This is a genomic window from Variovorax sp. Soil_C_17 (genome assembly GCF_057657265.1).
In genome coordinates, this window is record NZ_JBDGIT010000004.1 from 214,816 (window position 1) to 229,182 (window position 14,367).

Genomic DNA, 14,367 nt, shown 5'->3' on the forward strand with positions numbered 1-14,367 from the left:
CCATGAGCGCCATCCTTGCACCCGACGCGCCGGTCCTCGACGAGGATCCGTTCTCCGATGAAAACATCGCGAACCCCTACCCCTTCTTCGAGCGCATGCGCGAGCTCGCGCCCGCGGTCTTCATCGCGCCGCATGGCTACTACGCCGTGGGCCGGCACCAGGAGGCCGGGATCGTCGCCAGCGACTATGCCCGCTTCACCACCGAGGGGGGCGTGGGCATGAGCGACATCCGCAAGCCGGGCGCCTGGCGCACGCGCAGCCCGATCGCCGAGCTCGATCCCCCGGAGCACACGCGGGTGCGAGCCGCGCTGCAGAAGATCCTGTCTCCGCTGGTCATCAAGACCTGGAAGGAGAAGTTCGCCCATCGTGCCGAGGAAGTGGCCGACCAAGTGCTGGCCAAGGGCCACATCGACGGGGTGGCCGACATCGCCGAAGCCTTCGTGCTCGACGTCTTCCCCTCGGTGCTGGGCGTGAACGTGCCGCCCGAACGCATCAAGCTGACGGGAGAGCTCAACTTCAACCAGATCGGGCCGAACAACGAGCGCGTGGCCCGCACGCTGGAACGCGCCGGTCCGATCATGGACTGGTACCAGCAGGTGCTGCAGCGCGAGCACATGCTGCCGGGTGGCTTCGGCGAGAAGATCTACCTGGCCGAAGACGCCGGCGACTTCGACAAGGGCACCGCGCCCTTCCATGTCCGCACCTTCTTCCGTGCCGGCGTGGACACGACCATTGCCGGCATCGGCTCGACGCTGAAGCTGCTGTCGGAGCACCCGGACCAGCTGGCCAAGGTGCAGGCGAACCCGGCGCTGATCAAAGGCGCGTTCGAAGAGGCGCTGCGGATGGAATCGCCGGCGCAGGTGATGTTCCGCACCACCACCGGCGAGGTGGAGCTGGGCGGGGTACGGCTGCGCGCCGATACCAAGGTCGGCTACCACATGGGTGCCGCCAATCGGGATCCGCGCCAATGGAAAGACCCAGACCGCTTCGACGTGACGCGCCAGACCACCGGCGTGCACCGCGCCTTCGGCGTGGGCGCGCACGTCTGCATCGGGCAGATGATCGCCCGGCTCGAGGCCGAATGCATCCTCGGCGCGGTGCTGCGTCGCATCCAGCGCATCGAGCCCGCAGGCCCGGCGCAATGGCGGCCTGTGAATACGCTGCGCACGCTGGACGTGCTTCCCCTGATGCTGGTCGGTGCGCAGGGTCGATCCGTCCCCTGACACGGGGACAGACGCGCGCGACGCCCGCATCCACACTGCCGAAGACTTCCCGAGCACAAATGGAGACAACCATGCACATGCAACGCAGAGCCGCCGTGGCCGGCGCGCTTCTTCTCGCCACCGGCGGCCTGGCCTTCGGACAGGGCAAGGACATCCCCGTCGGCGTGTTCAACGCCCAGACCGGCACCTACGCCTTCGGCGGCGTGCCGATCCAGAACGGAATGAAGCAGGCGCTGGAGGAAGCCAATGCGCAAGGCTTGCCCGGCGGCAACAAGTTCAAGATATTCGAAGGCGATACGGCCGGCGACAAGGGCCAGACCATCAACCTGGTCAACCAGTTCGTCAAGCGCGACAACGTGATGTTGATCCTGGGCCCCACCATCAGCGGCGAAGCGCTGGCCGGCGCGCCCGTCGCCAACGACCTGAAGGTTCCGATCCTGGCCATCGGCAGTTCGCCCGGAATCCTCGCCACCGGGCCGTGGGCCTTCAAGATCCAGGCCACGCCGGTGGACATCATGGGTTTCCTGGGCAAGCTGGCGGTGGAGAAGCTGGGTGTCAGTCGCATCATCCTGCTGCACGATCAGAGCAACGATGGCTACGTCGGTCAGAAGACCGCCCTGGCCGACTACCTGACCAAGGCGGGTGCGAAGATCGTTGCCGACGAGAAGTTCGTTTCCTCCGAATCCAACTTCCTGGCACTGGCCACCAAGATCGCCGCCACGCCGACCGATGCCATCTTCATCGCCGCACCGGCCGAAGTGACGGCCAACCTGATCCTGCAGATCCGCCAGGCCGGTCTGGACGGCAAGGTCAAGTTCATCGGCCCCTCCACGCTGGGCTCCCTCGGCTTCATCAAGGCCGGCGGCAAGGCAGTGGAAGGAACCTACGTCGTCTCCGACTACTCGCCCAACAATCCGGCGCCGATGAACCAGGCTTTCGTCAAGGCTTACCAGGCCAAGTACAAGGCCGTGCCCGACAACTGGGCAGGCATGGGGTACGCACTCGGCCAGGTGGCGGTGCAGGCGGTGAAGAACGCCGGCCCCGAGCCGGACAGGACGAAGATCCGTGACGAGCTGGCAAAGCTGAACAAGGTGCCGATGGTGCTGGGCAATGGCATGTGGAGCGTGGATGCCGGGCGCAACCCGAGCTACGGCGGTGTCCTGCTGCAGGTGAAGGACGGCAATTTCATCGCCGTCCAATGAGGTTCTCGGGCGTCAGGCGGTCATGCCGCCATCGACGTTGTAGACCCCGCCCGTGATGAAACTCGCCTGCGGCCCCAGCAGCCAGAACACGAGGTTCGCGACCTCCTGCGCGGTTGCGGCCCGCCGCAGGGGCTGGTTCAGGAAGTGCTGTTTCAGCGCCGCTTCCGCCTGCTCTTCGGTTCGTCCATCCACCTGGAAGGTGCTGCGCAGCAGAGGCGTGTCGATCGGCCCCGGGCAGATCGCGTTGATGCGGATGCCGTGCGGCGCGAATTCAAGTGCAGCCTGCTGCGTCATGCGAATCACTGCCGCCTTCGACGCGCCGTAGACGCCCAGCCCGGCTTCGGCCCGGCTGCTGCGCTGGCCCGACACCGACGCGGTGTTGACGATCGTGCCGCCGCCTTGCGCCCGCATCACCTTGCCGACCGCTTGCATCCCCAGCAACACACCGCGCACGTTGACCGCGAAGATCCGGTCGAAGTCGGCCATGCGGAAGTCCAGCAGCGAGGCCTGCGGACCGACGATGGCGGCGTTGTTGTGGAACAGGTCGATGCGGCCCCATTGCGCTGCCGTGGCATCGGCATAGCGCTGCACGTCGGCTTCCACCGCCACGTCGGCCTGCAGGGCCAGTACGCGGCTGCTGTCCAGCCCCTGCAGCGCCCGGTCCAGCGACAAGGCATCGCGGTCCACGACCGCCACCTTGGCACCCGCATCCAGCAGCTGTCGCGCCAAGGCCAGGCCGACGCCGCTGGCGCCTCCGGTCACCACGGCCACCTGGTTGTCGAACGCGCCCGCGCTCATTGCAGCGTCACCCGCAGCGCATCCGGGGCACGGAACACGAAGGTGTGCAGGTGCTGCGCGGTGTCGGGCTGCACCAGCCGCATCTTCGGGAAGCGCCTGGCGAACGCCTCGAACACGATCTTCATCTCCAGCCGAGCCAGCGGTGCGCCCAGGCAGAAGTGCACGCCGTTGCCGAAGGTCAGCTGCTTGCGGGCATTGGCACGCCGGATGTCGAACCTGTGCGGTTCCGGGAACACTTCCTCGTCGCGATTGGCCGAAGCGAAGGACAGCATGATCGGCGCGCCCTTCGGAATCTTGACGCCGCGGAACTCCACGTCTTCCAGCGCAATGCGACGCCAGCCGATGACCGCCCCGGCATAGCGCATACCCTCCTCCACCGTATTGGCGGCCAGTGTCGGGTCGGCGCACAGCGCCTCCCACTGGCTGCGGCTCTCCAGCAGCGAGCGGAAGGTGTTGGTCAGCTGGTTGGTCGTGGTCTCGTGTCCCGCGAAGGCAACGCCAAAGGTGTGGGTGATGATCTCGGGGATGCTGATGACGCTGTCGTCGCCGTTGCGGATGGCCAGCATCTGGCTGGTGAAGTCGTCACCCGGGTTCTTCTGCCGGTCCGCCACCAGCGCCGCGCAGTACTGCCAGAACGCCGCCATGTTGCGCGCGCCCTCCAACTGCTGCTCGTGAGTCGCCGGGCTGAAGTCGATCACGCTGCGCGCGGCCGCCCATTTCTTGACGCTCGGGACGTCGGCATCGGGAATGCCCATCAGCTTGAACACCACATGGGCCGGCAGCTCGTAGTTGACCTCGGCCAGGAGGTCGACCTCGTCCTTGCCTTCGATGCGCTCGATTGCTTCGGCCACCAGGCGGCGAATGTGCGACTCCAGCTTGACGAATTCGCGCAGGTTGAGCTTCTGGCTGGTGACGGCGCGGGTGCGCTTGTGGACCTCGCCGTACAGGGTCGAGTGGCTGGCGGTCGAGGCATAGCCCTCTTCCTTGAGGATCGCCATCGCCTCGGGGCACATGGGCGTGACCGGCCGCGTGGTGTTCTCCGACGAGAAGCGCACGCCGTCGTGCAGCACCGCGTAGACGTCGCTGTGCTTGGTCAGCACCCAGTAGCCGATCTCCTCGCACCAGAACACCGGCTCCGTGCGCCGCTGCACTTCGAAGGCCGCGTGCAGCTCCGGGCTGTAGTACGGCCTGAAATCCTTGGCAGCGGACTGGAAGGGGCAGACTGCGGTCGTGTTCATTTGTCGGTTCTCCGGTTCAGCGCATCAGCATGCCGCCGTTGACGTCGAGGGTGGCGCCGGTCACGAAGCCGGCGCCGGGCGACACCAGGTAAGACACGGCAGCAGCGATCTCCTCCGGCAGCCCGATGCGCCCGAGCGGTACGGCCGCCGTGCCCAGGTACTTCCGGTCGCCGCTGCCGGCGGGCACCGTCTGGTGCAGCATCGGCGTGTCGATCGGGCCGGGCGCGACCGTGTTGACGGTGATGCCCATCGGAGCCGCCTCGCGCGCCGCGACCTTCGACAAGGCGAGTACCGCGCCCTTGGATGCGCTGTAGGCCGAGCCGCTCTGCATGCCGCCCATCTGTCCGGCGAGCGAGGCGACGGTGACGATGCGGCCATGCTCGATGGTGCGCCCGGCACAGCGCCGCAGCATCTCCCGCACGCACAGAAAGGTGCCGCCGGCGTTGATGCGCATCACCCGTTCCCACTCCTCAAGCGTGATGTCCACGGTCGGCAGCCGACCCGGCACCGGATGGGTGCTGAGGATGCCGGCAAAGCACGCCAGCACGCTGATGCGACCGAGCTTCTTCTCCGTGGTGTCGAAGGCTGCGCGAACGCTGCTTTCGTCGCTCACGTCGCAGACCAGGCCGATATGGCCGCTGCCGGGCAGCGTCGCGGCGGCCCGTTCGGCAGCCTCCGCGTGAAGATCGGCCACGGCAATGGTCAGGCCGTCTTCGGCCAGCTTGCGGGCGCTGGACAGTCCCAGCCCGCCCGCGGCGCCGGTGACGAGTGCGATGCGCATGAAAGTCTCCTGCAATTCAACGGTCCGGGTGTGCGTCCACCCAGCACTGCACCAGCGCCTCGCTGATGTAGGCGCTGGAGGTCTGGCCGCCATCCACCGCCAGCACCTGGCCGGTGACGAAGCCGGCGTCGTCGCTGCACAGGAAGGCGGCAGCGCCGGCGATCTCTTCGGGCCTGCCGGGCCGGCCTATCGGCGTGGTGCCGACGATCGTGGCGTGGAAGCGCGCCGTGTTCAATCGGCCCGCGGTCTGCGGCGTCGCGATGATGCCGGGCGCGATGGCGTTGACGCGGATGCCCTGGTCGGCGTAGTCGGCGGCCAGGTTGCGGGTCAGGCCGATCACGCCGGCCTTGGCCATCGAATACACGGCCTGTCGACGGTATCCCACCAGTCCGAGGGTGGAGGCAATGTTCAGCACCACCCCCTTGGACCGTGTCAGCGCCGGCAAGGCCGCCAGGGTGATCATGAAGGTCGCCTTCTGGTTGATGTCGGCGTATTTCCGGTAGTCGGCCTCGGTTGTTTCGTGGAACGGCGGGCAGTTGCCCAGCCCGGCGTTGTTGACCAGCACGCGAATGCCGTCGAAGTGGCGCAGGCACTCGCCGACGATCGCTTGCGGCGCCCCCTCGGCGGTCACGTCGGCGACGAAGGTGCGCAGCGTTTCCGAGCGCGGCAGCGCGGCCAGGCCCTCGTCGTCGATGTCGACCGCCAGCACCTGGGCGCCCTCCTCATGCAGCCGCAGTGCGATGGCGCGGCCGATGCCCGAGGCGGCAGCGGTGACGATGGCGGGACGGCCGGCGAAGCGCTTCATGCCACTTCCCAGATGTCGTACACGGGCCCATTGGCCTCGCGCGTGCCGGTGCCGATGGCGATCTTGTCGTTCAGCCACTGGAGCCCTGGCGCGGCCGTTTCGAACTGCACCGCGACGCGGAAGTAGTCGGCACCGCGCGCAATGGGCTCGCGGTTGACGATCTTCTTCATGATCTCCGGCGTCGGCCCATTGCGGCGGCCGTTGTAGGTCATGTAGATCAACTCGCCGTTACTGGTTTCGAGCACCAGGCGTACGTCCAGGTGCAGGCCGCCGTCGGGCCGCTCCAGCACCACATCGGCCCCGCCCGGCAGCACCCGGCCGCAGAGGCGCTCGCCCTCGAAGTGGCCGCCGCCGACACACATCACGCGGCGCGTGTAGCCATGCGGCACGGCACCCACCAGCTGAGGCGGCGCGTCGACCTCGGCCTTGATGGTGAACAGCGGGCGCAGCTCGATCGGGGTCATTTGGCGTAGCGCTTGCGCACGTCCTTGATGAGCTCGAGCAGCGCCTGCGGCACGTCGCGCCCTTCGGCCTTGGCCTTCTCCTTGCAGTCTTCCCACAGCTTCAGGTCGGCGTAGCCCTTCTCGGTGTGACGGTTCCACTCCTTGTCCAACGGGGTGGTGATCTCCAGCCGGATGCCGGCGGGGTCGTGGAAGTAGATCGACAGGATCAGGCCCTTGTGGTCGGTCGGCCCGATCACGTCGACACCTTGCGACTTGAGCCACTCGTACCACTTCAGCACCTCGGCGCGGTCCTTCGCCTCCAACGCGATGTGGTTGAAGATGTCATAGGCGGGATGGCTCGACTTGGAGGGCGGCGGCACGCCGGGGGCCTCGAAGAAGGCCAGCGTGGAGCCATCGCCCATGCGGAAGAAGATGTGAAAGTAGGGAATGGCGTCGCCGGTGGAAGGCACGCTGTCGTCCAGCACCGTGCTGGCCAGTTCCATCCCCATGATGCGTGTGTAGAAATCGGTGGTGGCTGCGGCGTCCGGCGTCACCCAGGCCGCGTGGTTCAGCATCATCGGCGTGAGGCCGGGGTTGGGGGTCAGTGCGGCCTTGGGCTTGGCGCCGACAGGGGGGGCAGTGGTTTGCATGGGAGCAATCTCCGGTTGGGTTCGGTTCTTACAGTTGTGGATCGGCGATGCGCACGGCGATCCCGTCGAGCGCGTCGGTCATGACGATCTGGCAGGACAGCCGGCTGCCCGCTTCGCGCGGCGCGGCGGTGTAGTCCAGCATCTGGTGCTCGGTATCGACCGGCGGCGGCAACAACGCGGTGAATGCGTCGTCCACGATCACGTGGCACGTGGCGCAGCTCATCACGCCGCCGCAATCGCCGACGATGCCATTCAAGTCGTTGGCCGTGGCGGCCAGCATCAGGCTCTGGCCGTTGGCGACCTCGACTTCGTCGCGTTCGCCATTGGGATGGATATAGATGACGCGTGGCATGGTGCTGACTTTCGTTGAGGCGCGAGCCGCCGTCAGTCCCCTCGCCGGGGACGTTGAGCCCGCACGCGCAGGCGGCGCAGGCCATCGCGCAGCAGGCCGACGAAACCCTGCGGCATCAAGAACATGCACAGGATCAGGAAGCCGGCAAAGATGGCCGATGGCGCGGATTTCGAGATCTGGTCGGCGACGTTGGGAATGAACTGGATGAAGGCGGCGCCCACCAGCGCGCCCGAGATCGTGCCGAGACCGCCGACCACGGCACCGACCAGGAAGAAGACCGAGACGAACATCCCGAAGCTGTCAGGCGCGACGAAGGCCGTCGCGATTGCGCCCAGCGAGCCGGCGACGCCGGTGTAGAGCGCGCTGATGCCGAAGGTCATGGCCTTGACATAGGGCACGTTGATGCCCATGGCAGAAGCGGCGATCGGCTGCTCGCGGATGGCGACGGTGGCCCGGCCCAATCGGCCGCGCAACATGTTCCAGGCGCACACGAACAGAAAGGCAGCCATGGCCAGCACCACCAGGTAGAGCCACTGGTCGGCCGACAGATCGAGCCCGAAGGGCGCCTCCGGCTTCAGCAGGGTGATGCCCTGCACGCCGCCGGTCCATGGCTCCAGGGCCTTGTGCTTGAGCAACTGCGGCGTGGCCAGCGCCAGCGCGAAGGTAGCGAGCGCCAGGTAGTGGCCCTTGAGCCGCAGCGCCGGCCAGCCGAACAGGAAGCCGAAGGCGAAGCAGACGACGGCCGACACCGGCAGCGTGGCCCACCAGGCGAAGCCGCCGTGCTCCATCAGCACCGCGGTCACATAGGCGCCCAGCGCGTAGAGCGCGCCGTGGCCCAGCGAGAGCTGGCCGTTGTAGCCGACCAGCATGTTCAGCCCGAGCACCGCAATCGCCGTGATCAGCGTCATGGTGGCGAGGAAGATTCGGTAGTCGGACAGCACGAACGGTACGGCCAGGGCAGCAAGCACCAGAGCGCCGAGGACGACCGGGCGCCACGACCATCCCGCCGCCATGGCGGGCGGCGCGGCCGAGCGGGAGGGCTGGCTGGAGGAAACGGGCAGTGTCGACATGCTCAGACCCTCGCCACCAGTTTGCGACCGAAGATGCCGGAGGGCCGGATCAGCAGCACGCCGACGATCAGCACCAAGGCCAGCGAGAGCTTGAGTTCGGTGCCGACCACGTAGGTGCCCGCCAGGTTCTCGATCACGCCGACGATCAGGCCGCCCGCCACCGCGCCCCAGGGATTGTCGATGCCGCCCAGCAGTGCCGCGGCGAAGGCGTAGATGAGCACGCCGCCCATCATGTTGGGCTCGAGGAAGACCACCGGCGCCACCATCAGCCCCGCGACTGCGCCGATGAGGGCCGACAGGCCCCAGCCGAGCGAGAGCATCAGCGATACCGGGATGCCGGCCAAGCGCGAGGACACCGGGTTCTCTGCCGAGGCGCGCATCGCAAGGCCCACCTTGGTGAAGCGAAGGAAGGCGAAAAGAATCCCCATGACCAGGAGGACCACGACGACGGTCCCCAGCTCGTGGCCGGAGATCAGCGTGGTGCCGCCCGGCACCTTGTCCGGGAACGGACTGGGGAAGGGTTCCAGCTGGTGACCGAAGATCCAGCCGGCCAGCGAGTTGATGCCGACGAACAGGCCGATGAAGACCACGATCACCGACAGCTCCGGCACGTCGCCCAGCGGCCGCAGCACGAGACGCTCGATGGCGAAGCCGGCCACGAAGCCGAAGGCCAGCGTCGCGAGCGCGGCAGCCCAGTAAGGCAACCCCCACTTGAGCAGCAGGAAGGCGATGAAGGTGGAGAACATCGCCATCTCGCCCTGCGCGAAGTTGATGTGATGGGTGGACTGGTAGATCATCACCAGCGCCAACCCCAGGCAGGCATAGATGCCGCCCATGGCGATGCCGGAGGCGAGCTGTTGCAGCAGGCTGTACATGACGTGCGTCCTTGTCAGAAACCTAGATAAGAGCGGCGGATCTGCTCGTCGTCGCGCAGTTCCTTGGCAGTGCCGGACATCACGGTGCTTCCGGTCTCCAGCAGCCAGGCGTGGTCGGCCAGATCGAGCGCGCGGGCGACGTTCTGCTCCACCAGCAGAATGCTCACGCCCTCCTGCTTGTTGATGACGCGCATGATGTCGAAGATCTCGCGAATGATCAGCGGCGCCAGGCCGAACGAGGGCTCGTCCATCAGCAGCAGTTTGGGCCGCTGCATCAGGGCCCGGCTGATGGCCAGCATCTGCTGCTCGCCGCCGGAGAGCGTGCCGGCTTGCTGCTGGCGGCGCTCGCGCAGTCGCGGGAAGTAGCCGAACATGCGCTCCATGCCCTCTTCCACTTCCTTCTTGCTGCGGCGCAGGTACGCGCCGACGCGCAGGTTCTCCTCCACCGTCATGTTGACCAGCGTGCCGCGGCCGTCGGGCACGTGGGCGATGCCGAGCGCGGCGATCTTCTCGGTGGTGTAGCCATCGACGCGCTGGCCCGCGAAGCGGATCTCGCCGGTGCGCCGCACCAGGCCGCTGATCGCGCGCAGCGTGCTGGTCTTGCCCGCACCGTTCGCGCCGAGGATGGTGGTGATGCCGCCTTCGGCCACCTCGAAGCTGATGCCCTTGAGCACGCGGGTGGGGCCGTAGAAGGCCTCGACGTTGTTCGCTTCCAGCAGGGCGGCCATCAGGCGGTCTCCGTTCCGAGATAGGCACGCACCACCTCCGGGTCCGCCTGCACTTGCGCGGGCGGGCCGTCGGCGATCTTGCGGCCGAAGTTCATGGCCACCACCTGGTCGGACACGCGCATCACCAGGTTGAGGTGATGCTCCACCAGCAGCACGGTGACCTGGAAGCGATCGCGCACGTCCGAGATCAGCTGGCGCAGGCCGTCGACTTCCTCGTGGTTCAAACCGGCGGCCGGCTCATCCAGCAGCAGCAGCTTCGGATCGGCCACCAGCGCACGCGCCATCTCGACACGCTTGCGGGTGCCGAAGGACAGGTACTTGACCGGCGTGTCGGCCATGTCGTCGAGGTTCAGCAAGGTCAGCAGGCGGTCGGTGCATTCGCGCACCTCGACCTCCTCGCGCCGCACCGCAGACAGGCGGAACGCGTTGGCCAGGTAGCCGGTCCCGGTGCGGCAATGACGGCCGACCATCACGTTCTCGCGCACCGTCATGGCCGGGAACAGCGCCACGTTCTGGAAGGTCCGGCCGATGCCGGCGGCGGCGATCGCATGCTGCGGTTTCGCCAGCAGATCGGCGCCATCGAAGGTGATGGTGCCGGTCGCGGGCGTGTACAGACGGCTCAGGCAGTTGAAGAGCGTCGTCTTGCCGGCGCCGTTGGGTCCGATCACGCCGCAGATCTCGCCGCGGCGCACGTCGAACGAAATGCCGTCGAGCGCGACGATGCCGCCGAAGCGGACTGAAAGGTCGCTCACCCGCAGCAGGGCTTGGGAGGTGGAAGACATGGGAGGAGTATTCGTGCCCGAAGCAGGTGCGTCTGTCCCCTGCCGGTGGTACTGCGCTGCGTTGTCCCTTGCCACGGGGACTGACACCCCGGTGAGCCGCTGCCACATTCGGCACAGCACTCACCCTCAAAGGCATTCCCATGATCGAAACCGACGTCGTGGTCATCGGCAGCGGCGCCGCCGGCCTCACGGCCGCCATCACCGCACGCCAGCTTGGCCTCGAAGTGCTGGTGGTGGAAAAGACCCAGCTGTTCGGCGGCACCACGGCCTACTCCGGGGGGGCACCCTGGGTCCCCTGCAACCACGTGATGAAGCAGATCGGCCTGGACGACAGCCGCGCCGCGGCCGAAACCTACCTGCGTGCCGTGCTGGGCGAGGCCTTCGACGAAGACCTGGTCTCCAGCTATCTGGACAACGCCGCTGCCATGCTGGAGTTCATGGAGCGCCATTCGGACGTGCGCTTCAAGCCCTTCCCGCTGCCCGACTACGAAAGCGATCTGCCCGGCGCCGCGCGCTGCCGCTCCCTGCTGACGCCGGAGTTCGATGGCCGCCTGCTGGGGGAACGCCTGGCCGAGCTGCGCATGCCGCTGCCGCAGCTGATGCTGTTCGGCAGCATGCAAGTCGAAGGCGCCGACATCCATCCGATGCGCCATGCGCTGAAGACCTGGGCCGGCTTCAGGCACACCGCCAAGGTGATGCGCCGCTTCGTTGTCGACAAGGTGCGCCACGGCCGCGGGACCCGGCTGGTGAACGGCAATGCGCTGGCGGCGCGGCTGTTCCACTCGGCGATCCGGGCCGGTGTCACGCTGTGGAAGAACACGCCCGCGCTGGAATTGATCGTCGAAGAAGGCGCCGTGCGCGGCGTGCTGGTGCAGCGCGACTTTCATCGCATCGCGATCGAAGCGCGCCGAGGCGTCCTGCTGGCCACCGGCGGCTATGGCGCCAACGAGAAGATGCGCGCCAGGTACATCCCGTTCGCCGAGCACCATCACTCGCTGCAGCCGGACGGCAATGTCGGCGACGGCATCCGCCTGGGCCTGGCAGCCGGTGCGGTGCACGACCCCGCGCACGCGGGCGACTGCATCTGGACGCCGGTGTCGCTGCTGCGCAAGCCGGACGGCAGCGTCGTCAAGTACCCGCACATCTTCATCGACCGCGCGATGCCGGGCTGTATCGCGGTGGACCCGCAAGGCCGTCGCTTCGTCAACGAGGGCACGTCCTACCAGACCTTCGTGGGCACCATGCACGAGCGCGGCTTCACCAAGGTGCACCTGATCGCCGACCGCGAATTCGTCCGCAGCTACGGCCTGGGCTTGGCGCGGCCGCAGCCCTTCAACCCGCAGCCCTTCGTCGATGCCGGCTATCTGGTGGAGGCGGCGACGCTGGCCGAGCTGGCGAGCAAGATCGCCGTCGACGCTGTCCAGCTGGAAGCGACGGTTCGGCGCTTCAACGAAGCGGCGCGGCGCGGAGAAGACCCGGAGTTCGGCAAGGGGGCGGACGCCCATTCCAGATTCCGCGGCGACCAGACGCACCAGCCGAATCCCGCCGTCGCCCCTGTGGGTATCGGTCCGTACTACGCGGTCGCGCTTCATCCGGGCGACCTGAGCACGGTGGGCGGGCTCGACACCAACGGACGCGCCCAGGTGCTGAACGCGCAAAGGCAGCCCATCCCCGGCCTCTACGCCGCCGGTCTGGACATGAACTCGATGATGCGCGGCCGCTACCCCGGCGGAGGCAGCAGCATCGGCCCTGCCATGACCTTCGGCTACATCGCGGCGCGCCACATGGCCCAGGGCCGCGCACGGATCGAACGCAAACAACTTGCGGAGGTGGCGTGATGGACTATGGACTGCAAAACCGCGTGATTTTCATCACGGGGGGCGGCAGCGGCATCGGCCGCGCGATCGGCATCGAGGCGGCGCGTGGCGGCGCGAAGGTGGCAGTCGTCGACGCAGTCGCGGAACGGGCCGAACAGGTTGCCATCGAGCTGCGCGAGCTGGGCGCCGAGGCAACGGCCGAGACGATGGACGTGCGTGATCCCGCAGCGTGCGAGGCGACCGTCGCCCTTGTCGAACAGACGCTCGGCGCCATCGACGGCATGGTGGCCTGCGCGGGCATCTCGCCGCCCTCGGCCGCCCACGTGATGCCCGACGAGATCTGGACCCGCTGCCTGGACGTCAACCTCAGCGGCATGTTCCGTTCGGTGCAGCCGGTGGGCAGGCGCATGGTGGAGCGCAAGCGCGGCGCGATCGTGACGATCGCCTCGATCGACGGCCTGGGCGGCCATGCGGGACGCGCGCACTACAGCGCCTCCAAGCACGGCGTGATCGGTCTGACCCGCGCGCTGGCCATCGAATGGGGCCGCTTCGGCGTGCGCGTCAACGCGGTGGCGCCCGGCGTGGTCGACACACCGCTGTTGAAGGCCAACATCCCGCCGGACCATCTGCAGTACGCGATGGTGGACCGCAACCCGCTCGGGCGCCTGTGCCGGCCGCAGGAGCAGGCGGGCCCCACCCTCTTTCTGCTGTCGGATGCAGCCAGCTATGTCACCGGCTCGGTCATGACCGTGGACGGCGGCAGCTCCGCCGGCTTCTTCACGCGCTGGAACGGCGCCGACCTGGGATCGCGCGCGCTGATGGAAGCCGGCGCCTACGGCCCACCCGAATGACTCTCTCGAAGGAACCCCCCATGAAAAACCTGTTCGACCTGCGCGGCGAGCGCATCCTGATCACCGGCGCCGGCGGTGCCATCGGTGGCGCCACGGCGCGCGTGTGCGCCGCACTGGGTGCCGAGCTCTTCATTGCCGACCTGAAGGCGCCGACCGAGCTGGCCGGCGAGCTGAAAGCCCGCGCCGCCGCGCTGGACAACACGAAGCGCGAGGACGTCAACGCCCTGGTCGAGGATATCGGCCAGATCGACGCGCTGATCGACACCAGCGGCTACTACGTCAAGGGCGACTGGCTGGACGGCGGCGACGAGTGGGAACAGCTCTTCGAGCGCACCATGGCCGTCAACGTCAAGGGCCCGCTCAATCTCGTGCGCGCCGTGCTTCCCGCGATGATGAAGCGCGGCAGCGGCCGCATCGTGCTCACCAGTTCGATGGCGGCGCGCAATGCCGGCTCGACCCTCGCGGTGGAGCCCGCCTACGCGGCATCGAAGGGCGGCCTGTCGGCGCTGGTGCGCTACTTCGCGCGCCAGGCCGCGGCTTCCGGCGTGGTCGTCAACGGCGTCGCCCCGGGACCGATCCTCACGCCGCTGCTGGTCTCCGCCAACCAGCCCTTCACCGTGGACCAGTACCCGATGAAGCGCCTCGGCCAGCCGGACGAAATCGGCTGGCCGGCCGCCTTCCTCGCTTCGCGCGGCGCCAGCTTCACCACGGGCGCCGTCCTGGACGTGAACGGAGGCATGTGCTTCTCCTGA

At 67.7% G+C, this 14,367-nt stretch carries 16 protein-coding genes and 1 pseudogene; 5 read left to right on the top strand and 12 right to left on the bottom strand.

Features of this window, described 5'->3' with window-relative positions; all coding sequences use genetic code 11:
* Positions 1 to 2: 2 nt before the first annotated feature.
* Positions 3 to 1,223 (top strand): cytochrome P450, encoded by a 1,221-nt coding sequence (locus AC3A6Y_RS21080; protein ID WP_487870175.1) that lies wholly within the window; start codon positions 3 to 5, stop codon positions 1,221 to 1,223.
* Between the two features lie 77 nt (positions 1,224 to 1,300).
* The gene (locus AC3A6Y_RS21085; protein WP_487870176.1) at positions 1,301 to 2,425 is read left to right on the top strand and encodes an ABC transporter substrate-binding protein; all 1,125 of its coding nucleotides are present in this window, start codon (positions 1,301 to 1,303) and stop codon (positions 2,423 to 2,425) included.
* A gap of 12 nt (positions 2,426 to 2,437) precedes the next feature.
* Here the strand turns inward: AC3A6Y_RS21085 and AC3A6Y_RS21090 are convergent, their stop codons facing one another.
* From AC3A6Y_RS21090 to AC3A6Y_RS21145, 12 genes and pseudogenes are all read right to left on the bottom strand, one after another.
* Entirely contained in the window at positions 2,438 to 3,223 is a 786-nt protein-coding gene (locus tag AC3A6Y_RS21090; RefSeq protein ID WP_487870177.1) for an SDR family NAD(P)-dependent oxidoreductase, read from the bottom strand.
* Positions 3,220 to 4,461 (bottom strand): cytochrome P450, encoded by a 1,242-nt coding sequence (locus AC3A6Y_RS21095; protein ID WP_487870178.1) that lies wholly within the window; start codon positions 4,459 to 4,461, stop codon positions 3,220 to 3,222. Before AC3A6Y_RS21095 ends, AC3A6Y_RS21090 begins: the two co-directional genes overlap by 4 nt.
* Before the next feature lie 16 nt (positions 4,462 to 4,477).
* Complete coding sequence (locus tag AC3A6Y_RS21100) at positions 4,478 to 5,242, bottom strand: SDR family NAD(P)-dependent oxidoreductase (RefSeq protein WP_487870179.1); 765 nt, start codon at positions 5,240 to 5,242, stop codon at positions 4,478 to 4,480.
* Between the two features lie 16 nt (positions 5,243 to 5,258).
* A complete protein-coding gene (locus AC3A6Y_RS21105) occupies positions 5,259 to 6,047 on the bottom strand; it encodes an SDR family NAD(P)-dependent oxidoreductase (protein WP_487870180.1) in 789 nt (262 codons plus the stop codon).
* On the bottom strand, positions 6,044 to 6,511 hold the full coding sequence (locus tag AC3A6Y_RS21110; protein WP_487870181.1) for a DUF3237 domain-containing protein: 468 nt from the start codon (positions 6,509 to 6,511) through the stop codon (positions 6,044 to 6,046). Before AC3A6Y_RS21110 ends, AC3A6Y_RS21105 begins: the two co-directional genes overlap by 4 nt.
* Positions 6,508 to 7,140 carry a VOC family protein gene (locus tag AC3A6Y_RS21115; RefSeq protein ID WP_487870182.1) on the bottom strand — a complete coding sequence of 211 codons (633 nt, stop codon included), beginning with the start codon at positions 7,138 to 7,140 and terminating at the stop codon, positions 6,508 to 6,510. The genes AC3A6Y_RS21110 and AC3A6Y_RS21115 overlap by 4 nt, the downstream gene beginning before the upstream one ends.
* A gap of 28 nt (positions 7,141 to 7,168) precedes the next feature.
* Positions 7,169 to 7,492: a 2Fe-2S iron-sulfur cluster-binding protein gene (locus AC3A6Y_RS21120; RefSeq protein WP_436309161.1), complete on the bottom strand. Its 324-nt coding sequence runs from the start codon at positions 7,490 to 7,492 to the stop codon at positions 7,169 to 7,171.
* A 32-nt stretch (positions 7,493 to 7,524) separates the two neighbouring features.
* Positions 7,525 to 8,562 carry a branched-chain amino acid ABC transporter permease gene (locus AC3A6Y_RS21125; protein WP_487870183.1) on the bottom strand — a complete coding sequence of 346 codons (1,038 nt, stop codon included), beginning with the start codon at positions 8,560 to 8,562 and terminating at the stop codon, positions 7,525 to 7,527.
* Positions 8,563 to 8,564: 2 nt separating this feature from the next.
* Entirely contained in the window at positions 8,565 to 9,437 is an 873-nt protein-coding gene (locus AC3A6Y_RS21130; protein ID WP_487870184.1) for a branched-chain amino acid ABC transporter permease, read from the bottom strand.
* A gap of 14 nt (positions 9,438 to 9,451) precedes the next feature.
* Complete coding sequence (locus tag AC3A6Y_RS21135) at positions 9,452 to 10,165, bottom strand: ABC transporter ATP-binding protein (RefSeq protein ID WP_487870185.1); 714 nt, start codon at positions 10,163 to 10,165, stop codon at positions 9,452 to 9,454.
* The gene (locus AC3A6Y_RS21140; protein WP_487870508.1) at positions 10,165 to 10,287 is read right to left on the bottom strand and encodes an ABC transporter ATP-binding protein C-terminal domain-containing protein; all 123 of its coding nucleotides are present in this window, start codon (positions 10,285 to 10,287) and stop codon (positions 10,165 to 10,167) included. The genes AC3A6Y_RS21135 and AC3A6Y_RS21140 overlap by 1 nt, the downstream gene beginning before the upstream one ends.
* 104 nt (positions 10,288 to 10,391) lie before the next feature.
* Positions 10,392 to 11,055, bottom strand: a pseudogene (locus AC3A6Y_RS21145) (ABC transporter ATP-binding protein); the annotation flags it as partial.
* 32 nt (positions 11,056 to 11,087) lie between these two features.
* Here AC3A6Y_RS21145 and AC3A6Y_RS21150 point away from each other — a divergent pair.
* Genes AC3A6Y_RS21150 through AC3A6Y_RS21160 form a run of 3 tightly spaced genes read left to right on the top strand, consistent with a single transcriptional unit; the run spans position 11,088 to position 14,367 of the window.
* A complete protein-coding gene (locus AC3A6Y_RS21150; RefSeq protein ID WP_487870186.1) occupies positions 11,088 to 12,785 on the top strand; it encodes an FAD-dependent oxidoreductase in 1,698 nt (565 codons plus the stop codon).
* Positions 12,785 to 13,615 (top strand): SDR family NAD(P)-dependent oxidoreductase, encoded by an 831-nt coding sequence (locus tag AC3A6Y_RS21155; RefSeq protein ID WP_487870187.1) that lies wholly within the window; start codon positions 12,785 to 12,787, stop codon positions 13,613 to 13,615. Before AC3A6Y_RS21150 ends, AC3A6Y_RS21155 begins: the two co-directional genes overlap by 1 nt.
* Positions 13,616 to 13,635: 20 nt before the next feature.
* Positions 13,636 to 14,367, top strand: a complete 732-nt coding sequence (locus tag AC3A6Y_RS21160) for an SDR family NAD(P)-dependent oxidoreductase (protein ID WP_487870188.1) — start codon at positions 13,636 to 13,638, stop codon at positions 14,365 to 14,367.

Excerpts from the sequence above, each read along its gene's own strand:
- AC3A6Y_RS21085 (WP_487870176.1), top strand. The coding sequence starts at position 1,301 with ATGCAACGCAGAGCCGCCGTGGCCGGCGCGCTTCTTCTCGCCACCGGC.
- AC3A6Y_RS21150 (WP_487870186.1), top strand. The coding sequence starts at position 11,088 with ATGATCGAAACCGACGTCGTGGTCATCGGCAGCGGCGCCGCCGGCCTC.
- AC3A6Y_RS21080 (WP_487870175.1), top strand. The coding sequence starts at position 3 with ATGAGCGCCATCCTTGCACCCGACGCGCCGGTCCTCGACGAGGATCCG.
- AC3A6Y_RS21120 (WP_436309161.1), bottom strand. The coding sequence starts at position 7,492 with ATGCCACGCGTCATCTATATCCATCCCAATGGCGAACGCGACGAAGTC.
- AC3A6Y_RS21160 (WP_487870188.1), top strand. The coding sequence starts at position 13,636 with ATGAAAAACCTGTTCGACCTGCGCGGCGAGCGCATCCTGATCACCGGC.
- AC3A6Y_RS21140 (WP_487870508.1), bottom strand. The coding sequence starts at position 10,287 with ATGCGCGTGTCCGACCAGGTGGTGGCCATGAACTTCGGCCGCAAGATC.
- AC3A6Y_RS21110 (WP_487870181.1), bottom strand. The coding sequence starts at position 6,511 with ATGACCCCGATCGAGCTGCGCCCGCTGTTCACCATCAAGGCCGAGGTC.
- AC3A6Y_RS21095 (WP_487870178.1), bottom strand. The coding sequence starts at position 4,461 with ATGAACACGACCGCAGTCTGCCCCTTCCAGTCCGCTGCCAAGGATTTC.
- AC3A6Y_RS21105 (WP_487870180.1), bottom strand. The coding sequence starts at position 6,047 with ATGAAGCGCTTCGCCGGCCGTCCCGCCATCGTCACCGCTGCCGCCTCG.
- AC3A6Y_RS21125 (WP_487870183.1), bottom strand. The coding sequence starts at position 8,562 with ATGTCGACACTGCCCGTTTCCTCCAGCCAGCCCTCCCGCTCGGCCGCG.
- AC3A6Y_RS21130 (WP_487870184.1), bottom strand. The coding sequence starts at position 9,437 with ATGTACAGCCTGCTGCAACAGCTCGCCTCCGGCATCGCCATGGGCGGC.
- AC3A6Y_RS21115 (WP_487870182.1), bottom strand. The coding sequence starts at position 7,140 with ATGCAAACCACTGCCCCCCCTGTCGGCGCCAAGCCCAAGGCCGCACTG.
- AC3A6Y_RS21155 (WP_487870187.1), top strand. The coding sequence starts at position 12,785 with ATGGACTATGGACTGCAAAACCGCGTGATTTTCATCACGGGGGGCGGC.
- AC3A6Y_RS21090 (WP_487870177.1), bottom strand. The coding sequence starts at position 3,223 with ATGAGCGCGGGCGCGTTCGACAACCAGGTGGCCGTGGTGACCGGAGGC.
- AC3A6Y_RS21100 (WP_487870179.1), bottom strand. The coding sequence starts at position 5,242 with ATGCGCATCGCACTCGTCACCGGCGCCGCGGGCGGGCTGGGACTGTCC.
- AC3A6Y_RS21135 (WP_487870185.1), bottom strand. The coding sequence starts at position 10,165 with ATGGCCGCCCTGCTGGAAGCGAACAACGTCGAGGCCTTCTACGGCCCC.